Genomic DNA, 15,068 nt, shown 5'->3' with positions numbered 1-15,068 from the left:
TAATAATGACAGAGGGAAACGCCTCATGACGAAGTCCGAACTGGTTGAACTGATTGCCTCCAAGCAAACACAGCTCTCCGTCAAGGATGTGGAGTTAGCGGTTAAGACCATCATCGAGCATATGTCTCAGGCCCTTGCCGATGGTCAGCGTATTGAAATCAGGGGATTTGGCAGCTATTCCCTGCACCACCGGGCAGCCCGAACCGGGCGTAATCCGAAAACTGGTGAAGCGGTGCAACTGCCTGCCAAGTATGTTCCGCACTTCAAGCCCGGCAAAGAATTGCGTGAGCAGGTGAATGACAGCTTGAAGAAGGGTTTTTAAACCCGGTTCCAGGCAATGCTGATGGAACACCGCACTATCGGGCCTGGCGCCCGTCTGGAGAGATATTGACATGGCAGGACTGCAGAAGATCCTAATCACCGTTCTGGTTCTGGTTCTGATACTCCTGGCGCTGGTGTTTTCTCTGAACAATCAGATGGCCGTTTCGCTCAATTTCCTGTTGTTTGAAACGCAGCCCCATGGTGTTGCCGTCTGGATTATCATGTCGTTTGTGATTGGCGCCCTTGTGGGGGTGTTGATTACCTTACTTGCCACATTCCGTACGTCGGTGTCCCGGCGGACTCTCAAAAAAAGACTCGAGCGTGCTGAGCACGCATTAGAGAAATCCAGGGCACAGAACGACCGGGCAATTTGATGGAAATAGTTCTACAGTGGCTGCTTCTGACGGTAGCGGTCGCTGCCGGCTGGGTGGTCGGCAGGTTTGGTAGCCAGGGCAAGCGCCGCTCCCGGGCCATTTCCGATGAAGATTCCGTTCGCGACCGTCTGCAATTCCTGTTTACCAACTACTCTGACCAGGCTGTGGACAACTTTGTGCAGTCCCTGGCCGTCAATAAAGATACCGTTAGCCTGCATCTGTCTATCGGGAGCCATTTCCGCAATAAGGGCGAAACCGATCGCGCCATTCTGATCCACCAAAACCTGCTGGCCCGGCCCGAACTGCCGGCGCGCTATACGCCCCAGGTTACCCTGGAGCTGGCAATGGATTATCTCAATGCCGGCCTGCACGATCGGGCGGAAGCCCTGCTGCATCAGTTGATGGGAGACCGGGAGTACGGCCGCCGCGCTGCTACGGCCTTGATCGAGCTGTATCAGCAGGAGCGGGAGTGGGAAAAGGCTGCCCAGGTGGCACAGACCCTTACCCGTAGCGACGCAGATCCTGCGATGGTCAAAACACTGGCGTACATTACCTGCGAGTTGTCCGATGCGGCCCTGGCCAAAGACGATCGCTGGACTGCCCAGAAACTGGCCAAGGAGGCCCTCGACTACGACCGCTCCTGTGTTCGCGCAACCTTGTTGCTGATGAAACAGCAGATCCGCCAGGGCAACTTCCGCGAAGCCGGCAATCAAAGCCTGAAGGTGTTTGAACAGAACCCGGAGTTTGGTCCGGAGGCCATCGACCGCCTGATGAAGCTCGAGCGGGAACACGGTGATGTAGGCAGGCTGGTCAAAAAACTCCGCAAACTCTATGAGCAGTATCCGAGTACCAGTTTGTTGCTGGCGCTGGTGGAATCGGTGGAGCGTTCCTTTGGTCGCCCCGCTGCTATTGATCTGCTCCGGCAGGAGCTGGAAATTCGGCCTTCTGTTCGTGGCCTGCTCCGGCTGGTGGAAATGGCCGGCTATGAAAAAGGCATGACCACAGACGAAGGCCGCCTTGTCAGCCGTATTGGCCACCTGATTCTCGCCAACCGGCCGGTTTACCGTTGCGTCAGTTGCGGTTTCTCAGGCCAGCAGCTGCACTGGCTTTGCCCCAGCTGTAAGCAGTGGGAAACGGTGCGTCCCATCCAGGGCGTTGAAGCCGAATAATGTTTTAACCTTTTGAACCGGAACCTGACCGTGCAAAACCTTAATGACCCGAAAATCATCGTTGCCCTGGACTTCCCCTCCCAGAACCCGGCCCTGGCGCTGGCTGATCAGCTGGACCCGGCCAAATGCCGGTTGAAAGTAGGCAAAGAGTTGTTCACCCGTTCCGGCCCGGAATTGGTCAAATCACTGCAGGGCAGGGGCTTTGACGTGTTCCTGGATCTGAAATTCCACGACATCCCGAACACCACTTCCGCGGCGGTTGCTGCGGCGGCGGATCTGGGTGTGTGGATGGTAAATGTGCATGCCTCGGGTGGTGAGAAAATGATGGTTGCCTGCCGCGAGCGCCTGGAGTCGTTCGGGGCGGATAAGCCGCTGCTGATCGCCGTCACGGTGCTGACCAGTATGTCCGATGCGGACCTGGCCGGTATCGGCATCACCGGTTCCGCAGAGGTCCACGTTTCCCGCCTGGCCACCCTGACCAGAAACTGCGGCCTGGACGGCGTCGTCTGCTCCGCCCAGGAGGCGCCCAGACTGAAAACAGAGCAGGGCGCCGACTTCCAGCTAATCACCCCGGGAATCCGCCCGTTGACCGCCGATAAAGGTGACCAACAGCGCATCATGACCCCAACCGACGCCCTCAAAGCCGGCTCTGACTACCTCGTCATCGGCCGCCCCATTACCCAGGCGCCCGACCCTCTGGCCGCCTTGGAGGCGATTCACGCTGAGGTGGTTTCGGTCTGACTTTCGGGCTCTGTCCCAGGTCCTGGCCCTAGCCTTCCGAGGTGGCGGACCGGGCACGGATGGGTGTCCCTCCCGAAAAACGCTACGAGCACATCCATGTGCGCTTCGCTACGGCCATCCATGGCCTCCGAGATTTTCGGGAGGGACACCCATCCGCGCCCTTCAGGCAAATGGAGGTGTAGTCAAAGTACGTTGAAGGAGCTTTCTGGATTCTTTTCAGTGGTAATAGCTTTTTTCTGTTCCCAGGTTCCCGATTCTTGATCGCCTATACTTGCGTTCGCTGAGTGTCAGGGTGGGATAGCCTTTCCAAAAATCTCGTAGGCCATGGATGGCCGGAGCGAAGCGCACATGGATGTGCTCGTAGCGTTTTTTGGAAAGGCTATCCCACCCTGACACGCCACCAAAACAAGCAGGCTAGGGCGGGAGTTCGGCAAACCGCCAAATGTTGCAGGCAATAGAAACAAACGAGAGCGAACGAAAAAAAGCCCGCTAATTCAAAGAGCTAGCGGGCTTTCGGAATAGTGGCTCCCCGACCTGGGCTCGAACCAGGGACAAACGGATTAACAGTCCGTTGCTCTACCAACTGAGCTATCGGGGAACGTCGTCATGTGACGAGGCGCGTATATTAAGTTGGCTATACCGCCTCGTCAACCCTCTGACTAAAAATTTTTAGCCAAGCGCCTTCCGCAAACGCTCAACCGCCTTCTGCAGATTATCCATGCTGGTGGCAAAGCTCAGACGCATGTGGCCCGGGCTGCCGAAGGCAGAACCCGGAACCAGGGCTACGCCCGCTTCGGTCAGCAGCTTCTCGGCAAACTCAACGTCTGTGTTCACGCCGTCAGTGGCATTGATTGCGCCCTGGAAGCTTGGGAACACATAGAAGGTGCCGTCACCATTCAGGCATTCAACGCCAGGCAGCTTGTTCAGGGCGGCTACCAGCCAGTCGTGGCGTTCCTTGAACGCCTTGACCATCTCGCCCACACACTCCTGCGGGCCGTCCAGGGCTGCCTGGGCGGCGGCCTGGGAGATAGAGGCCGGGTTGGAGGTGCTCTGGGACTGGATTTTCTTCATCGCGCCGATGATCTTCGCCGGGCCTGCGGCGTAGCCGATACGCCAGCCAGTCATGGAGTAGGCCTTGGACACACCGTTCAGTACGAAGGTACGGTCATACAGCTCCGGGCAGGCGTTCAGGATGTTGCAGAACGGTTTGCCAGTCCACAGGATCGGCTCGTACATGTCGTCGGTGGCAATCATGATATTCGGGTGCTTTTTCAGCACCTCGCCAATCGCCTGCAGCTCTTCCAGGGTGTAAGCCATGCCGCTGGGGTTGGACGGGCTGTTGATCACAAACAGGCGGGTGCGCTCGGTAATAGCGTTTTCCAACTGCTCGGGGGTGATCTTGAAGCGGGTCTCGGCAGAGGTTTCGATAATCACCGGCTTGCCTTCAGCCACCAGCACCATGTCCGGGTAGGAAACCCAGTAAGGCGCAGGGATAATGGCTTCGTCGCCCGGGTTCAATGTGGCCAGGGCAAGGTTGAAAAAGCTCTGTTTGCCACCACTGCTTACCAGGATCTGGTTGGCTTCATATTCCAGGCCGTTGTCCCGTTTGAACTTCGCAATAATCGCTTTCTTCAGGGCCGGCGTACCATCAACGGCGGTGTACTTGGTCTGGCCGTTGTTAATGGCTTCAATGGCTGCCTGTTTGATGTGCTCGGGGGTGTCGAAGTCCGGCTCGCCAGCACCCAGGCCAATAATATCCTGACCGGCCGCGCGGAGTTCTGCGGCTTTGTTGGTGACTGCGAGGGTGGGGGAAGGCTTGATCGCCTGTACTCGGCTGGAAAGTTGAAGGTCCAAACTTGAGCTCCTTAAAGCTGCGTCTTATGGGCTGCGATCGGCCGGGCAACTATGGAGCCAAAGGTGCTGGCTGTTTTTCTCCCAGCCGTCGATCGCACAGATGGTATCATGAAGCAGCCAGAACACTAAATTTCTTGTAGGGGTTGTGCCGTATTGCGGCCGGCGCCGAACCCGGAGGTTAATCGCCAGTTATGGCCAGTAAATCAGCCACTGTTTCCCGTGAAGGTGTGTTCCGAGTTGATTCCCCATATCAGCCGGCCGGTGACCAGCCCAAGGCGATCGCCGGGCTGGTGGACGGCATTCATTCCGGGCTTGCGCACCAGACGTTGCTGGGGGTGACTGGCTCAGGCAAGACGTTCACCATTGCCAATGTGATCCAGGACGTGCAGCGGCCCACCATCATCATGGCCCATAACAAGACCCTGGCGGCGCAGCTGTACGGCGAGTTCAAGGAGTTCTTTCCGGATAACGCGGTGGAGTATTTCGTGTCTTACTACGATTACTACCAGCCGGAAGCCTATGTGCCGTCGTCTGATACCTTCATCGAGAAAGATGCCTCCATCAACGAACACATTGAACAAATGCGTTTGTCTGCCACCAAGGCGTTGCTGGAACGGCCGGATGCGATCATCGTGGCGACGGTGTCGTCCATCTACGGTTTGGGTGATCCGGAATCTTACCTGAAGATGATGCTGCACCTTGACCGGGGTGATCAGATAGATCAGCGCTCGATTCTGCGCCGGCTGGCAGAGCTCCAGTACACCCGTAACGACATAGAGTTCCACCGCGCCAACTACCGGGTTCGGGGCGATGTGATTGATGTGTTCCCGGCGGAATCGGAGCGGGAAGCCATTCGTATCGAGTTGTTTGACGATGAAGTGGAGAACCTCAGCTACTTCGATCCGCTGACCGGCGAGGTACTGCGCCGTGTGCCACGGGTAACCATCTATCCGAAGTCTCACTATGTGACGCCCCGGCAGAAGGTGCTGGATGCGGTCGAGAATATCCGGGCGGAGCTGGACGTGCGTTTGCAGCAGTTGCGGGATAACCACCGGCTGGTGGAGGCCCAGCGCCTTGAGGAGCGCACCCGCTACGACATGGAAATGATGATGGAGCTGGGTTACTGCAACGGCATCGAGAACTACTCCCGCTATTTGTCTGGCCGGGCGCCCGGTGAGCCGCCACCCACCCTGTTTGATTATCTGCCGCCGAACGCCTTGCTGGTGGTGGACGAATCCCACGTGACCATTCCGCAAATCGGCGCCATGTACAAGGGCGACCGTTCCCGGAAGGAAACGCTGGTGGAGTATGGTTTTCGCCTGCCGTCGGCACTGGATAACCGGCCCATGCGGTTTGAGGAGTGGGAGCGAATTGCCCCCCAGATGATCTTCGTGTCGGCCACGCCGGGTAACTATGAGGCGGAGCACGCCGGCCAGGTGGTAGAGCAGGTGGTTCGGCCGACCGGCCTGCTGGACCCGGTGATCGAGGTGCGGCCAGCGTCTACCCAGGTGGATGACCTGCTCTCGGAAATCCACGCACGGGTGGCGGTGGAGGAGCGGGTGCTGGTCACTACCCTGACCAAGCGCATGGCCGAAGACCTTACCGATTTCCTTATGGAACACGACATTCGCGTTCGGTATCTGCACTCAGACATCGACACCGTAGAGCGTGTTGAGATTATCCGGGATTTACGCCGGGGCGAGTTTGATGTGCTCGTGGGCATCAACCTGTTGCGGGAAGGCCTGGATATGCCGGAAGTATCTCTGGTGGCGATTCTGGACGCAGACAAGGAAGGCTTCCTGCGCAGCGAACGCTCGTTGATCCAGACCATCGGCCGTGCCGCCCGTAACCTCAACGGTAAAGCCATTCTGTACGGGGACCGCATTACCGGTTCCATGCAGCGGGCCATTGACGAAACCGAACGCCGGCGAGCGAAGCAGACGGCCCATAACGAAGAGCACGGTGTTACCCCGAAAGGCCTGAACAAGAAGATCGCCGATGTCATGGAGGGAGCCACTGGCGGTGGGCGCGGTCGCCGTAAGGCGGAACGTCCGGGCCAGAAGGCCGCGGAAGAGGCGGAAGGCTATATGGTCAAGGCAGGCAAGCGCTCTCCGGAAGAGTTGCTCAAGGAAGTGACGCGCCTGGAGGATGACATGTACAAGGCCGCCGCCGACCTGGATTTCGAAACCGCAGCGCGATTGCGGGACCAGATCTCCGAACTCAAGGAAGCGGCGATTCGTACCGGCTGATCAGGGCCGTTTCGGCCCGACGATCACGGCCGCCTGCAAGGGTTGGTTGCGGCCGTAGCTGGACATCTTGCCAAATACCCGTTTGTCGACAGGCAAATATTGTTTGTCGGCGACGGTCTCGCCCACGTCAGTATCGATCTCCGGGTCGTGCAGGTACACAAAGTCTTCATCCATAGCGCACACGGTCACCCAGTGGGGTACACGACTGCGGTTGAGCTGCCAGGTACTGATCAGGATGACCGGGATGCGGCCCTCGTGCAGGGCGGCTTCCATGGCTTCCAGGGTCAGTGGGTCATGGTGCAGCTGGATGCCGGTCTGGCCAATATCGTGCAGGAAGCCTTCGTGCACCAGTTCCAATACCCGCTTTTTATCGTCGTTACGCACGGTATCCTTAAACAGGGCGCCTTCCTGACTGATCCAGGCGCTGGCCTCAAAGCCTCGGTGCCATGCTGACAAGGCCAGGCCATGGGGCCCGCAGCCACCGTGACCGGCGAGCATGAAGATCGTCGTGGCCTCTCGCCAGATCTTCAATTCTTCCAGGGTGTTCAGCTGCTGGTCTTCGTCCAGGGCAGCCATGGCCATGATCAGGGCAGAGGGGCCGCAGGTAAACTCGGTGGTTTGGGGGTAATAGGGTACCGGGAGATACTCCCGGGAAGGCTCGTAATAGAGAATACGCCGTTCGAAGCGCAGGGCATCGCCATGGTCTTCGTAATAGTCCCGGTAGGTACCGAATTGGCGATAGCCCAATCGTTTGTATAGATTGATGGCACCGGCGTTATCTTCCCGAACCTCCAGGCGCATGATGATGCGGTCTGCTTCTACGGCTTCCTTCTCTGCCTCCCGCACCAATTGCTCGCCCACGCCCCTGCCGCGCACGGTTGGCGATACCGCGATTGAATAAATCCGTGCCAGACGGGTGGCGGCATTCATCAGCACCAGGCAATAGCCCACCAGCTCGGAGCCTTGCTCCGCCACTATCAGGCGGTCCCGTGGCATTTCCAGGAACCGTCGGAAACTGCGTCGGGAAATACGGTCATCGGTAAAACAACGATTTTCCAACTGCACCAGGGCAGTCAGATCGTCGGCGACTGCTTGTCGAAGCAAAACATCATGCATGGTTAACAAATCCCGGTCGCGAAAATCGCAGAAGCTGGCGAGCACTTCCACCGCAGCTATTATGGTAGAGACAGGTTGGTTTCGATAGCGGGCGATCATGCGTAAAAGCACGCATCCAGCCTGGATTGTACCAGACGTCACAGCGGCGTATTGTTGCGCCCATTACCCGGCTGAACCTTTCAGGGAGGAACGCCTTTAATGTCCCGTTTGTTAATCGTTGTGGACCGTGCCAAAGACTGGTCACCCTATTACCCCAGCGAGGATGTACTGACCTTTGATCAGTATCTGAATTTTTCCGCCCCCGCCAATAGCCGGGTGCGTGTGATCAACCTTTGCCAGAGCGCGAAATACCTGAGCCGGGGTTATTACTGTTCTTTGTTGGCAGAGGCCCGGGGCCACCATGTGGTGCCCTCGGTGATGACCTTGAACGATTTGAGCCGCAAGGGCTTGTTCTCGCTGGAGCTGGAGGAGCTGGATCACAGTGTCATTCAGTGGCTGGAGCAGGAAGCCCGGGAAATTGACCCGGCCACTGATGAGCGGGATGCCACCCACGAAGTGCGCATTCGCACCTATTTTGGCCAGGCAGAGCATGCGGATCTCAAGCCGGTAGCCCGGGCCTTGTTTGAGCGCTTTCCCTGCCCAATTCTGGAAGTGGTGTTCCGCCACCGCAAGCAGTGGCAGATCGAATCCATGAAACCGGCCGCCCCGGCGGATCTGGATGAGCGCGAACAGGATGTGTTTGCGGCGGCGCTCGACCGTTTCAGCAGCATGATCTGGCGCAAGCCGAGAACGCGTCGGCGCTATCGTTTTGATCTGGCCATGCTGGTGAACCCGGAAGAGGAAATGCCCCCGAGTGATGAGGCCGCCCTAAAAAGATTTGAGCGGGCAGGGCGAAAGCTGGGTATCAATGTAGAAAGAATTACCCGTCGGGACTACATGCGGTTGCCGGAATACGATGGCCTGTTCATTCGGGAAACCACCGCGATTGATCATCACACCTACCGGTTTGCCCGCAAGGCAGAGGCGGAAGGTATGGTGGTTATTGATGACCCGGTCTCGATACTGCGTTGCACCAACAAGGTGTTCCTGGCGGACCTGCTGAAGAACAACAAGGTGCCAACCCCAAAAACACTGATCCTGTCCAAAGATCAGAAAGATGCGGTTGATCAGGTGGTCAGTGAGCTGGGTTTCCCGGTGGTCATCAAGATTCCGGACGGCGCCTTCTCAAGGGGCGTGGCCAAAGCCAAGGATGAGAAAGAGCTGAGGGCGGGCCTTAAAGAGCTGTTCAAGCAATCAGCACTGGTGTTGGCCCAGGAGTATTTCTACACCGATTACGACTGGCGCATTGGTGTGTTGGGCGGCCGCGCCATCTATGCCTGCAAATACATGATGGTGAAGGGGCATTGGCAGATCTACCAACACGGTGGCGCGGCGGTGGAAAGCGGCGGGTTTGAAACCATGCCTACCTATGAGGTGCCCCGGAATGTCATCCAGGCGGCGCTGAACTCCACCCGACTGATCGGTAATGGACTGTATGGGGTGGACATCAAACAGGCCGGCAACCGGGTGGCCGTCATTGAGGTAAACGACAACCCCAGCATCGATTCCGGTGTGGAAGACAAATTCCTGGGCGGCGAGCTTTATACCCTGGTAATGCAGGAGTTCCTGTCCCGCATGGAAGAAAACCGGCGCCGGTAATACCGGCGCTTGATCAGCTTGCAGACACCCAAACCCGGACTGAACCAAACCAGGGATAGGGTGCCAGCACCTCCCGGACGCTTTCGGTGGTCAACGCGGGTGCGGGATGCTGTTCGTCCAGGAAGACTTCGATATGAACCCGGTTTTTGAGGTAATGCAGTCTCAGCCGGCTATGTGGTGGCAGCTCACCGAGCTGCTGCGACAGCAGGTGGCGGATATCCTCGCGGCTGGGTAAGTGTGGGTCGGTCTGATGCGGTGTGTGTTCGTCGTTCTCGGCATCGATATGAAAGTTGATGTCCCGGATATTATCGATGGCGTCCCTCATGCCGGAAACCACCTTCATGCCGATCTGGTGTCCCTCAGAAACGCTTATCTCAGGCCGAACAACCAGGTGGACATCCAGTAGTATGTCGTGACCCATACGCCGGCTGCGTAGCTCGTGAACATTACGCACGCCGTCTGTGTCCATGGCAATGGCTCGCAACACCCGGGTATCTTCCGCAGACAGTCCGGTATCGACGAGTTCCTTGACGCTGTCCCAGGTGAATTTCCAGCCAATATGAATAATGATGCCGGAGATAACCACAGCGGCAAGGGTATCCAGCCAAACATATCCGACCATTGCACCGACAGTGGAAACCAGAACAACGACCGATGAAAATGCGTCTGTCCGGCTGTGCCAGGCGTTTGCGATCAGCAGGTCGGATCGAATTTTGATGCCCACATGGCGGGTATAACGGTAGATCCATTCCTTGGAGGCGACCGATATCCCCGCAGCAACCAGAACCGGCCAGCCCGGTACCGCGAGATCCTCTCCGGAGACCAGGCGCAGAATGTTCTCCCAGGCCAGGGCTGCGCCCACGGCGATCAGTATGCTCCCCAGCAGGAGTGTGCCGAGCGTCTCGATGCGCTGATGTCCGTAGGGATGGTCATCATCCGGGCCTTTACGTGACAGCCGCATCACTGCGAGAACAACCCAGTCGGAGACAACGTCGGTAAACGAGTGGATGCCATCCACCACCAGGGCGTGGGAATGAAAAAGAGTGCCGCCAATAATTTTTATCACACCAAGGACTGCATCCAGGACCATGCCAATAATGGTGACCCGGGAGGCGGCGTGTTTTTCCTGTTGCAAGTCCTTGTCAGTCCGTAGATGGGCCTTTGGGGGCTGATCCATGGCTCAGGCTCCGATCATTCTGTTGGTAGCCAGTATAGCAGCAGGAATGGAAAATTTGGGGAGAATTAATCGGGAAACGCAGGTCGATTTATGCACATGATGACAAAGTCGTTACCCACTACCACTTTGTAACCAAAGTCGTCAAATGGTTATTTTGTCTTTTTAAGTCATTGATTTTAAAATAAAAATTAACTGATCAAAAAATGATCAATTTGTAGGCTGGCGCAGTTATCAAGGGGTCGAGACGCTTGCCCCGACATTTTCAACAGAGTTATCCACAGATTCCGTGGAAAAGCCCCGCCAGCCGCTGAGGCATGGGCTTTTACGTTGTATTGAAGGTTCGGGAGGATGGTGTGGAAAACTTCCGGTATACTCCGGCCACCCCTCGGCAAGGAGCTCCAAGATGTACAGCATGCTACGTAATTTACTTTTCCGGCTGCCCCCGGAACAGGCCCATAATGCTGCCCTCAGGGGGCTGGATCTGGCCTACAAAACCGGCATTATAAATATTATTTCAAAGCGCCCGGAGCCGTGCCCGGTTAATGTCATGGGGCTGGAGTTCCCCAATCCGGTAGGCCTGGCCGCCGGCCTGGACAAAAATGCTGACCACCTGGATGCCCTGGGAACCCTGGGTTTCGGGTTCATTGAAGTGGGCACCGTCACACCCCTGGCACAGCCGGGCAACCCCAAGCCGCGGATGTTCCGCCTGCCCGAAAACCAGGCCATCATCAACCGCATGGGCTTTAATAATGAAGGCCTTGGTCATCTGGTGAGCAATGTTGAGAAGCGTCGTTATCGCGGTATCCTGGGCATTAACGTGGGCAAGAACAAAGATACCCCGAACGAGCAGTCCGAACAGGACTACCGTAAGGGCATCGCCGCAGTTTACCCCCATGCCGACTACATCACGGTAAACGTGTCGTCGCCAAATACCCCGGGGCTGCGTGATCTGCAGTTCGGCGACTCGTTGAAGCAGCTATTGCACGCGATCAAAGACGAACAGGCGATCTGCGAGAAAAATATTGGTCGTTATGTACCGGTGGCTGTGAAGATTGCCCCGGATATGGATGATGCAGGCATTCGCTTTGTCGCCGGGGCATTACTCGAGGCGGGCCTGGATGGTGTGATTGCCACAAACACCACTATCAGCCGGGAAGCGGTTCAAGGACACAAGCACGAGCAGGAAGCTGGCGGTTTGAGTGGTGCACCGGTGCGCGAGGCGTCTTTACGGGTTATTCAGGGGTTGTACGCCGAGTTGGGGGACAGAATACCGATTATTGGCGTTGGCGGTATCACTGATGGCGAGAGTGCGGCCGAGAAAATCCGGGCAGGGGCGAAACTGGTGCAAATCTACACCGGCTTTATTTACAAAGGCCCAGCTTTGATTAACGAAGCAGTAGAAGCGATCAGGAAAGAACAGCATAAGTAGTGAGGCCAGAAAGAAGGCGGGCCCGCTGAGCGGGCCCTTGCGGGGAACGAACCCCGTAGCGCTTCTTCGCATGGTACGGGGCGGGAGGCCCCGTTTTGGTTGCTCTGGTTACTGCGTCAGATTGTGGTGTAGCTACAACTAAAAAGAGATCAGGTTAAACGGGGTATGCCAACACCGCGGTCACGTTGCGGTTACGTTGGCAAGTTTGTGGATGCCGGAGACGCCGGTCATGCCCTCCCAGTTATCTGTGCGGCCTTCTCGCCACCCGTTCAGCCATTCCTGGCGCACCTCTGCTTGGTCTAACGGGCAGCTGTCTTTGGATTTGCCGGACACGCCAGCGAGATAACCCCGCTTGAATGCACGAGCGTACATGTCTCTCTTCTGTCTTTTCATGCCGTTCCTCACTGATGGATTAACAGAACAAGCGTGTACACATCTGCCGTGGCCATGGTAAAGAAGGCACCCGTCCGGGATAACCCACTATTGCCAGTTCCGGCCAGAGCAGTCAGGATCCTGTTAACGGAAGCACGGTTATGTTGGCTTCCAGAACGACGCGTCAACTACAAGGTAAGACGAACCTTGCGCGGATGTACACTATTTATTTCATCTATATGAAGCTTTTCTTATAGGTTTGTGAAATAACGATGACGGCCCGAATTCGGGTTTTGCTGCTATTCCGGCGGCTTACCGGCTCTATCCAGAAAACCAGGAGTTGATTTTGTCCAAGCATGTCTTTTTCGTAACCTGTCCCAAGGGTGTTGAGTATCTCCTGGCCGATGAGCTGGAAAGCTTTGGCCTGGCTCATGTGCGCAACGCGCCGGCGGGCGTCTGGGTAGAAGGGGAGCTGGAAGCCGGATATCGCGCCTGTTTGTGGTCCCGGCTGGCCAACCGGGTCATCCTGCACATTGCTGAGGTGGATGCCCGTAGTGCTGACGAACTTTATGAGGGCGTGGTGTCTTTGGACTGGCAATCGCACATTCCCGTCAACGGCAGCTTTCGAGTGACTTTCCTGGGGCAGAACGAAGAAATTCGGAACACACAGTTCGGTGCCCAGAAAGTCAAAGACGGTATCGTAGACAGCATTCGGGGCGCAGGCCTGCCGCGGCCCTCGGTCGCACCAAAAGATCCGGATGTCACCATCTCTGCTCGCCTGAACCGGGGGCGGCTGTCGGTTGGGCTGGACCTTAGCGGGCATAGCTTGCACATGCGGGGATACCGTACTGAACAGGGTCTTGCGCCGTTGAAGGAAAATCTCGCGGCCGCGTTGCTGCTGCGGGCCGGATGGCCGGAAATTGCCGCCGCCGGCGGCGACTTTGTTGATCCCATGTGTGGCTCCGGAACGCTGGTGATTGAAGCAGCGTTGATGGCGCTGGACATTGCGCCGGGCCGAAAGATTGAGCGTTTTGGTTTTGAAAAATGGCCAGGGCATCAGCCGGAACTTTGGCTGGCATTGCGCCAGGAAGTCGAGCGCCGCGCACATGAAGGCAAAAACAAGCGCATACCGGCGTTTGCCGGTTTCGATCAGGACGACCGGGTGATCGACACGGCCCGCAACAACCTGCGCCGGGCTGGTCTGGACAACATCGTAAGCGTAGAGCCCCGGCCGGTATCGGCGTTTGAGCGGCAGCTGGACTGGGCGGATAAGGGCCTGGTGCTGACCAATCCTCCCTATGGTGAACGCCTGAGCGAGCGCAAAGAGCTGGCCGCGCTTTATCAAACCCTCGGTGAAACCGTCTTGCGTGAACTGCCGGGGTGGCGCCTGGCCGTGTTCACCGGTGCACCGGAATTCGGTAAATCCATTGGCCTGCGAAGCTTCAAGCAATACAAATTGTTTAATGGCAAGTTGCCAGCGCAGCTGTTGTTGTTCGAGGTGCAGCCTGAAAACGCCCGCACACCGCGAGACCCGGCTGCGCCCGGGCAGGTTATGCCACGCATCGCCAACCCCGAACGGGCAGACATGCTACGTAATCGCCTTAAGAAGAACCTGAAAACCATCGGCCAGTGGGCGCGGAAGCAGAATGTCAGCTGCTACCGGCTTTACGATGCCGATATGCCTGAATACGCGTTGGCCATCGACCTATACGATGGCAGGGTGCACGTGCAGGAGTACCTGGCCCCGAAGTCTATCGATGAAAAAGCCGCCCGGGAACGTCTGGCCGAGGCTCTGGCGGTCATACCGGAGGTGCTGGACGTTGCCCCCGAGAATCTGGTGTGCAAACAACGCCAGCGTCAAACCGGCACCAAACAGTATGAGAAACAGGCCGCAACCGGCGAATACTTCAACGTGCACGAACACGGCTGCACCCTGAAGGTAAACCTGAAAGACTACCTCGACACCGGCCTGTTCCTGGATCACCGCCCGGTGCGCCACTGGATTCAGCAGCATGCCCGTGGCAAACGCTTTCTGAACCTGTTCTGTTACACCGGCGCAGCCACGGTACACGCAGCCGTTGGCGGCGCCAGCCGGTCCCTGAGCCTGGATATGTCAAAAACCTACGTGAGCTGGGCCCAGGACAACCTGGCCCTGAACGGCGCCGACCTGCGCAAGCACGTGGTAGAGCAGGCGGACTGCCTGTCCTGGCTGGCGGACCGCAAAACCGCCAACCAGACCTTCGACCTGATCTTCATGGACCCGCCCACGTTCTCCAATTCCGCCCGAATGGCCGGTGTTCTGGATATCCAAAGGGATCATGGCACCATGGTTCGTCAGTGTATGGAGCGGTTATCCAGCGATGGTCTGTTGATCTTCTCCAACAACTTTCGGAAGTTTAAACTGGACGAAGACCTGGCGGCAGAATTCGAAGTGAAGGAAGTGACCGCCAGTACGCTGGATAAAGACTTCCAGAGAAATCAGAAGATTCACCGCTGCTGGCACATTCAGCACCGCGCCTGATATCGGGGGAGGAGGCAGGTGGGGCCTTCTTTCCTGGAAACGCTACG

At 57.3% G+C, this 15,068-nt stretch carries 12 protein-coding genes and 1 tRNA gene; 8 read left to right on the top strand and 5 right to left on the bottom strand.

Annotation, left to right across the window (positions count from 1 at the left end; genetic code table 11):
- The first annotated feature begins 25 nt into the window (after nt 1-25).
- The 4 genes from RVM24_RS07355 to pyrF all read left to right on the top strand — a co-directional run bounded on the left by RVM24_RS07355 (nt 26) and on the right by pyrF (nt 2,605).
- On the top strand, nt 26-322 hold the full coding sequence (locus RVM24_RS07355; protein ID WP_061332742.1) for an integration host factor subunit beta: 297 nt from the start codon (nt 26-28) through the stop codon (nt 320-322).
- Between the two features lie 70 nt (nt 323-392).
- On the top strand, nt 393-695 hold the full coding sequence (locus tag RVM24_RS07350) for a LapA family protein (RefSeq protein ID WP_061332743.1): 303 nt from the start codon (nt 393-395) through the stop codon (nt 693-695).
- Entirely contained in the window at nt 695-1,864 is a 1,170-nt protein-coding gene (gene lapB / locus RVM24_RS07345; RefSeq protein ID WP_061332744.1) for a lipopolysaccharide assembly protein LapB, read from the top strand. Before RVM24_RS07350 ends, lapB begins: the two co-directional genes overlap by 1 nt.
- A 30-nt stretch (nt 1,865-1,894) precedes the next feature.
- Nucleotides 1,895-2,605, top strand: a complete 711-nt coding sequence (gene pyrF, locus RVM24_RS07340; protein ID WP_431475183.1) for an orotidine-5'-phosphate decarboxylase — start codon at nt 1,895-1,897, stop codon at nt 2,603-2,605.
- Between the two features lie 522 nt (nt 2,606-3,127).
- Here the strand turns inward: pyrF and RVM24_RS07335 are convergent.
- Both RVM24_RS07335 and RVM24_RS07330 read right to left on the bottom strand, forming a co-directional pair.
- Nucleotides 3,128-3,203, bottom strand: a tRNA-Asn gene (locus RVM24_RS07335).
- Nucleotides 3,204-3,274: 71 nt separating this feature from the next.
- Nucleotides 3,275-4,459: a pyridoxal phosphate-dependent aminotransferase gene (locus tag RVM24_RS07330; protein WP_431475182.1), complete on the bottom strand. Its 1,185-nt coding sequence runs from the start codon at nt 4,457-4,459 to the stop codon at nt 3,275-3,277.
- 191 nt (nt 4,460-4,650) lie between these two features.
- Between RVM24_RS07330 and uvrB the strand changes: the two genes are divergently transcribed.
- On the top strand, nt 4,651-6,708 hold the full coding sequence (gene uvrB / locus RVM24_RS07325; protein WP_431475181.1) for an excinuclease ABC subunit UvrB: 2,058 nt from the start codon (nt 4,651-4,653) through the stop codon (nt 6,706-6,708).
- Here uvrB and rimI read toward each other — a convergent pair whose 3' ends face one another.
- Nucleotides 6,709-7,824, bottom strand: a complete 1,116-nt coding sequence (rimI, locus tag RVM24_RS07320) for a ribosomal protein S18-alanine N-acetyltransferase (RefSeq protein WP_230715016.1) — start codon at nt 7,822-7,824, stop codon at nt 6,709-6,711.
- A gap of 198 nt (nt 7,825-8,022) precedes the next feature.
- On the opposite strand from rimI, the gene RVM24_RS07315 reads away from it, so the two are divergent.
- On the top strand, nt 8,023-9,522 hold the full coding sequence (locus RVM24_RS07315; RefSeq protein WP_138437592.1) for a RimK family protein: 1,500 nt from the start codon (nt 8,023-8,025) through the stop codon (nt 9,520-9,522).
- 13 nt (nt 9,523-9,535) lie between these two features.
- Here RVM24_RS07315 and RVM24_RS07310 read toward each other — a convergent pair whose 3' ends face one another.
- Complete coding sequence (locus tag RVM24_RS07310) at nt 9,536-10,699, bottom strand: cation diffusion facilitator family transporter (protein WP_286922091.1); 1,164 nt, start codon at nt 10,697-10,699, stop codon at nt 9,536-9,538.
- 403 nt (nt 10,700-11,102) lie between these two features.
- Here RVM24_RS07310 and RVM24_RS07305 point away from each other — a divergent pair, with 403 nt between their 5' ends.
- Nucleotides 11,103-12,128, top strand: a complete 1,026-nt coding sequence (locus RVM24_RS07305; protein WP_374814895.1) for a quinone-dependent dihydroorotate dehydrogenase — start codon at nt 11,103-11,105, stop codon at nt 12,126-12,128.
- A gap of 180 nt (nt 12,129-12,308) precedes the next feature.
- Here RVM24_RS07305 and rmf read toward each other — a convergent pair whose 3' ends face one another.
- Entirely contained in the window at nt 12,309-12,521 is a 213-nt protein-coding gene (gene rmf, locus RVM24_RS07300) for a ribosome modulation factor (RefSeq protein ID WP_058090550.1), read from the bottom strand.
- Between the two features lie 325 nt (nt 12,522-12,846).
- On the opposite strand from rmf, the gene rlmKL reads away from it, so the two are divergent.
- Entirely contained in the window at nt 12,847-15,021 is a 2,175-nt protein-coding gene (gene rlmKL / locus RVM24_RS07295; RefSeq protein WP_061332752.1) for a bifunctional 23S rRNA (guanine(2069)-N(7))-methyltransferase RlmK/23S rRNA (guanine(2445)-N(2))-methyltransferase RlmL, read from the top strand.
- Nucleotides 15,022-15,068 lie beyond the last annotated feature (47 nt).

It is taken from the genome of Marinobacter sp. KM021, assembly GCF_050707965.1.
Lineage (GTDB): Bacteria > Pseudomonadota > Gammaproteobacteria > Pseudomonadales > Oleiphilaceae > Marinobacter > Marinobacter shengliensis.
The sequence above is the reverse complement of the archived record's forward strand: the minus strand, read 5'-3'. Positions and strand labels throughout refer to the sequence as shown.

Coding starts and splice junctions, on each gene's coding strand:
- RVM24_RS07355 (WP_061332742.1), top strand. CDS start 26: ATGACGAAGTCCGAACTGGTTGAACTGATTGCCTCCAAGCAAACACAG.
- RVM24_RS07350 (WP_061332743.1), top strand. CDS start 393: ATGGCAGGACTGCAGAAGATCCTAATCACCGTTCTGGTTCTGGTTCTG.
- lapB (WP_061332744.1), top strand. CDS start 695: ATGGAAATAGTTCTACAGTGGCTGCTTCTGACGGTAGCGGTCGCTGCC.
- uvrB (WP_431475181.1), top strand. CDS start 4,651: ATGGCCAGTAAATCAGCCACTGTTTCCCGTGAAGGTGTGTTCCGAGTT.
- rimI (WP_230715016.1), bottom strand. CDS start 7,824: ATGCATGATGTTTTGCTTCGACAAGCAGTCGCCGACGATCTGACTGCC.
- RVM24_RS07315 (WP_138437592.1), top strand. CDS start 8,023: ATGTCCCGTTTGTTAATCGTTGTGGACCGTGCCAAAGACTGGTCACCC.
- RVM24_RS07310 (WP_286922091.1), bottom strand. CDS start 10,699: ATGGATCAGCCCCCAAAGGCCCATCTACGGACTGACAAGGACTTGCAA.
- RVM24_RS07305 (WP_374814895.1), top strand. CDS start 11,103: ATGTACAGCATGCTACGTAATTTACTTTTCCGGCTGCCCCCGGAACAG.
- rmf (WP_058090550.1), bottom strand. CDS start 12,521: ATGAAAAGACAGAAGAGAGACATGTACGCTCGTGCATTCAAGCGGGGT.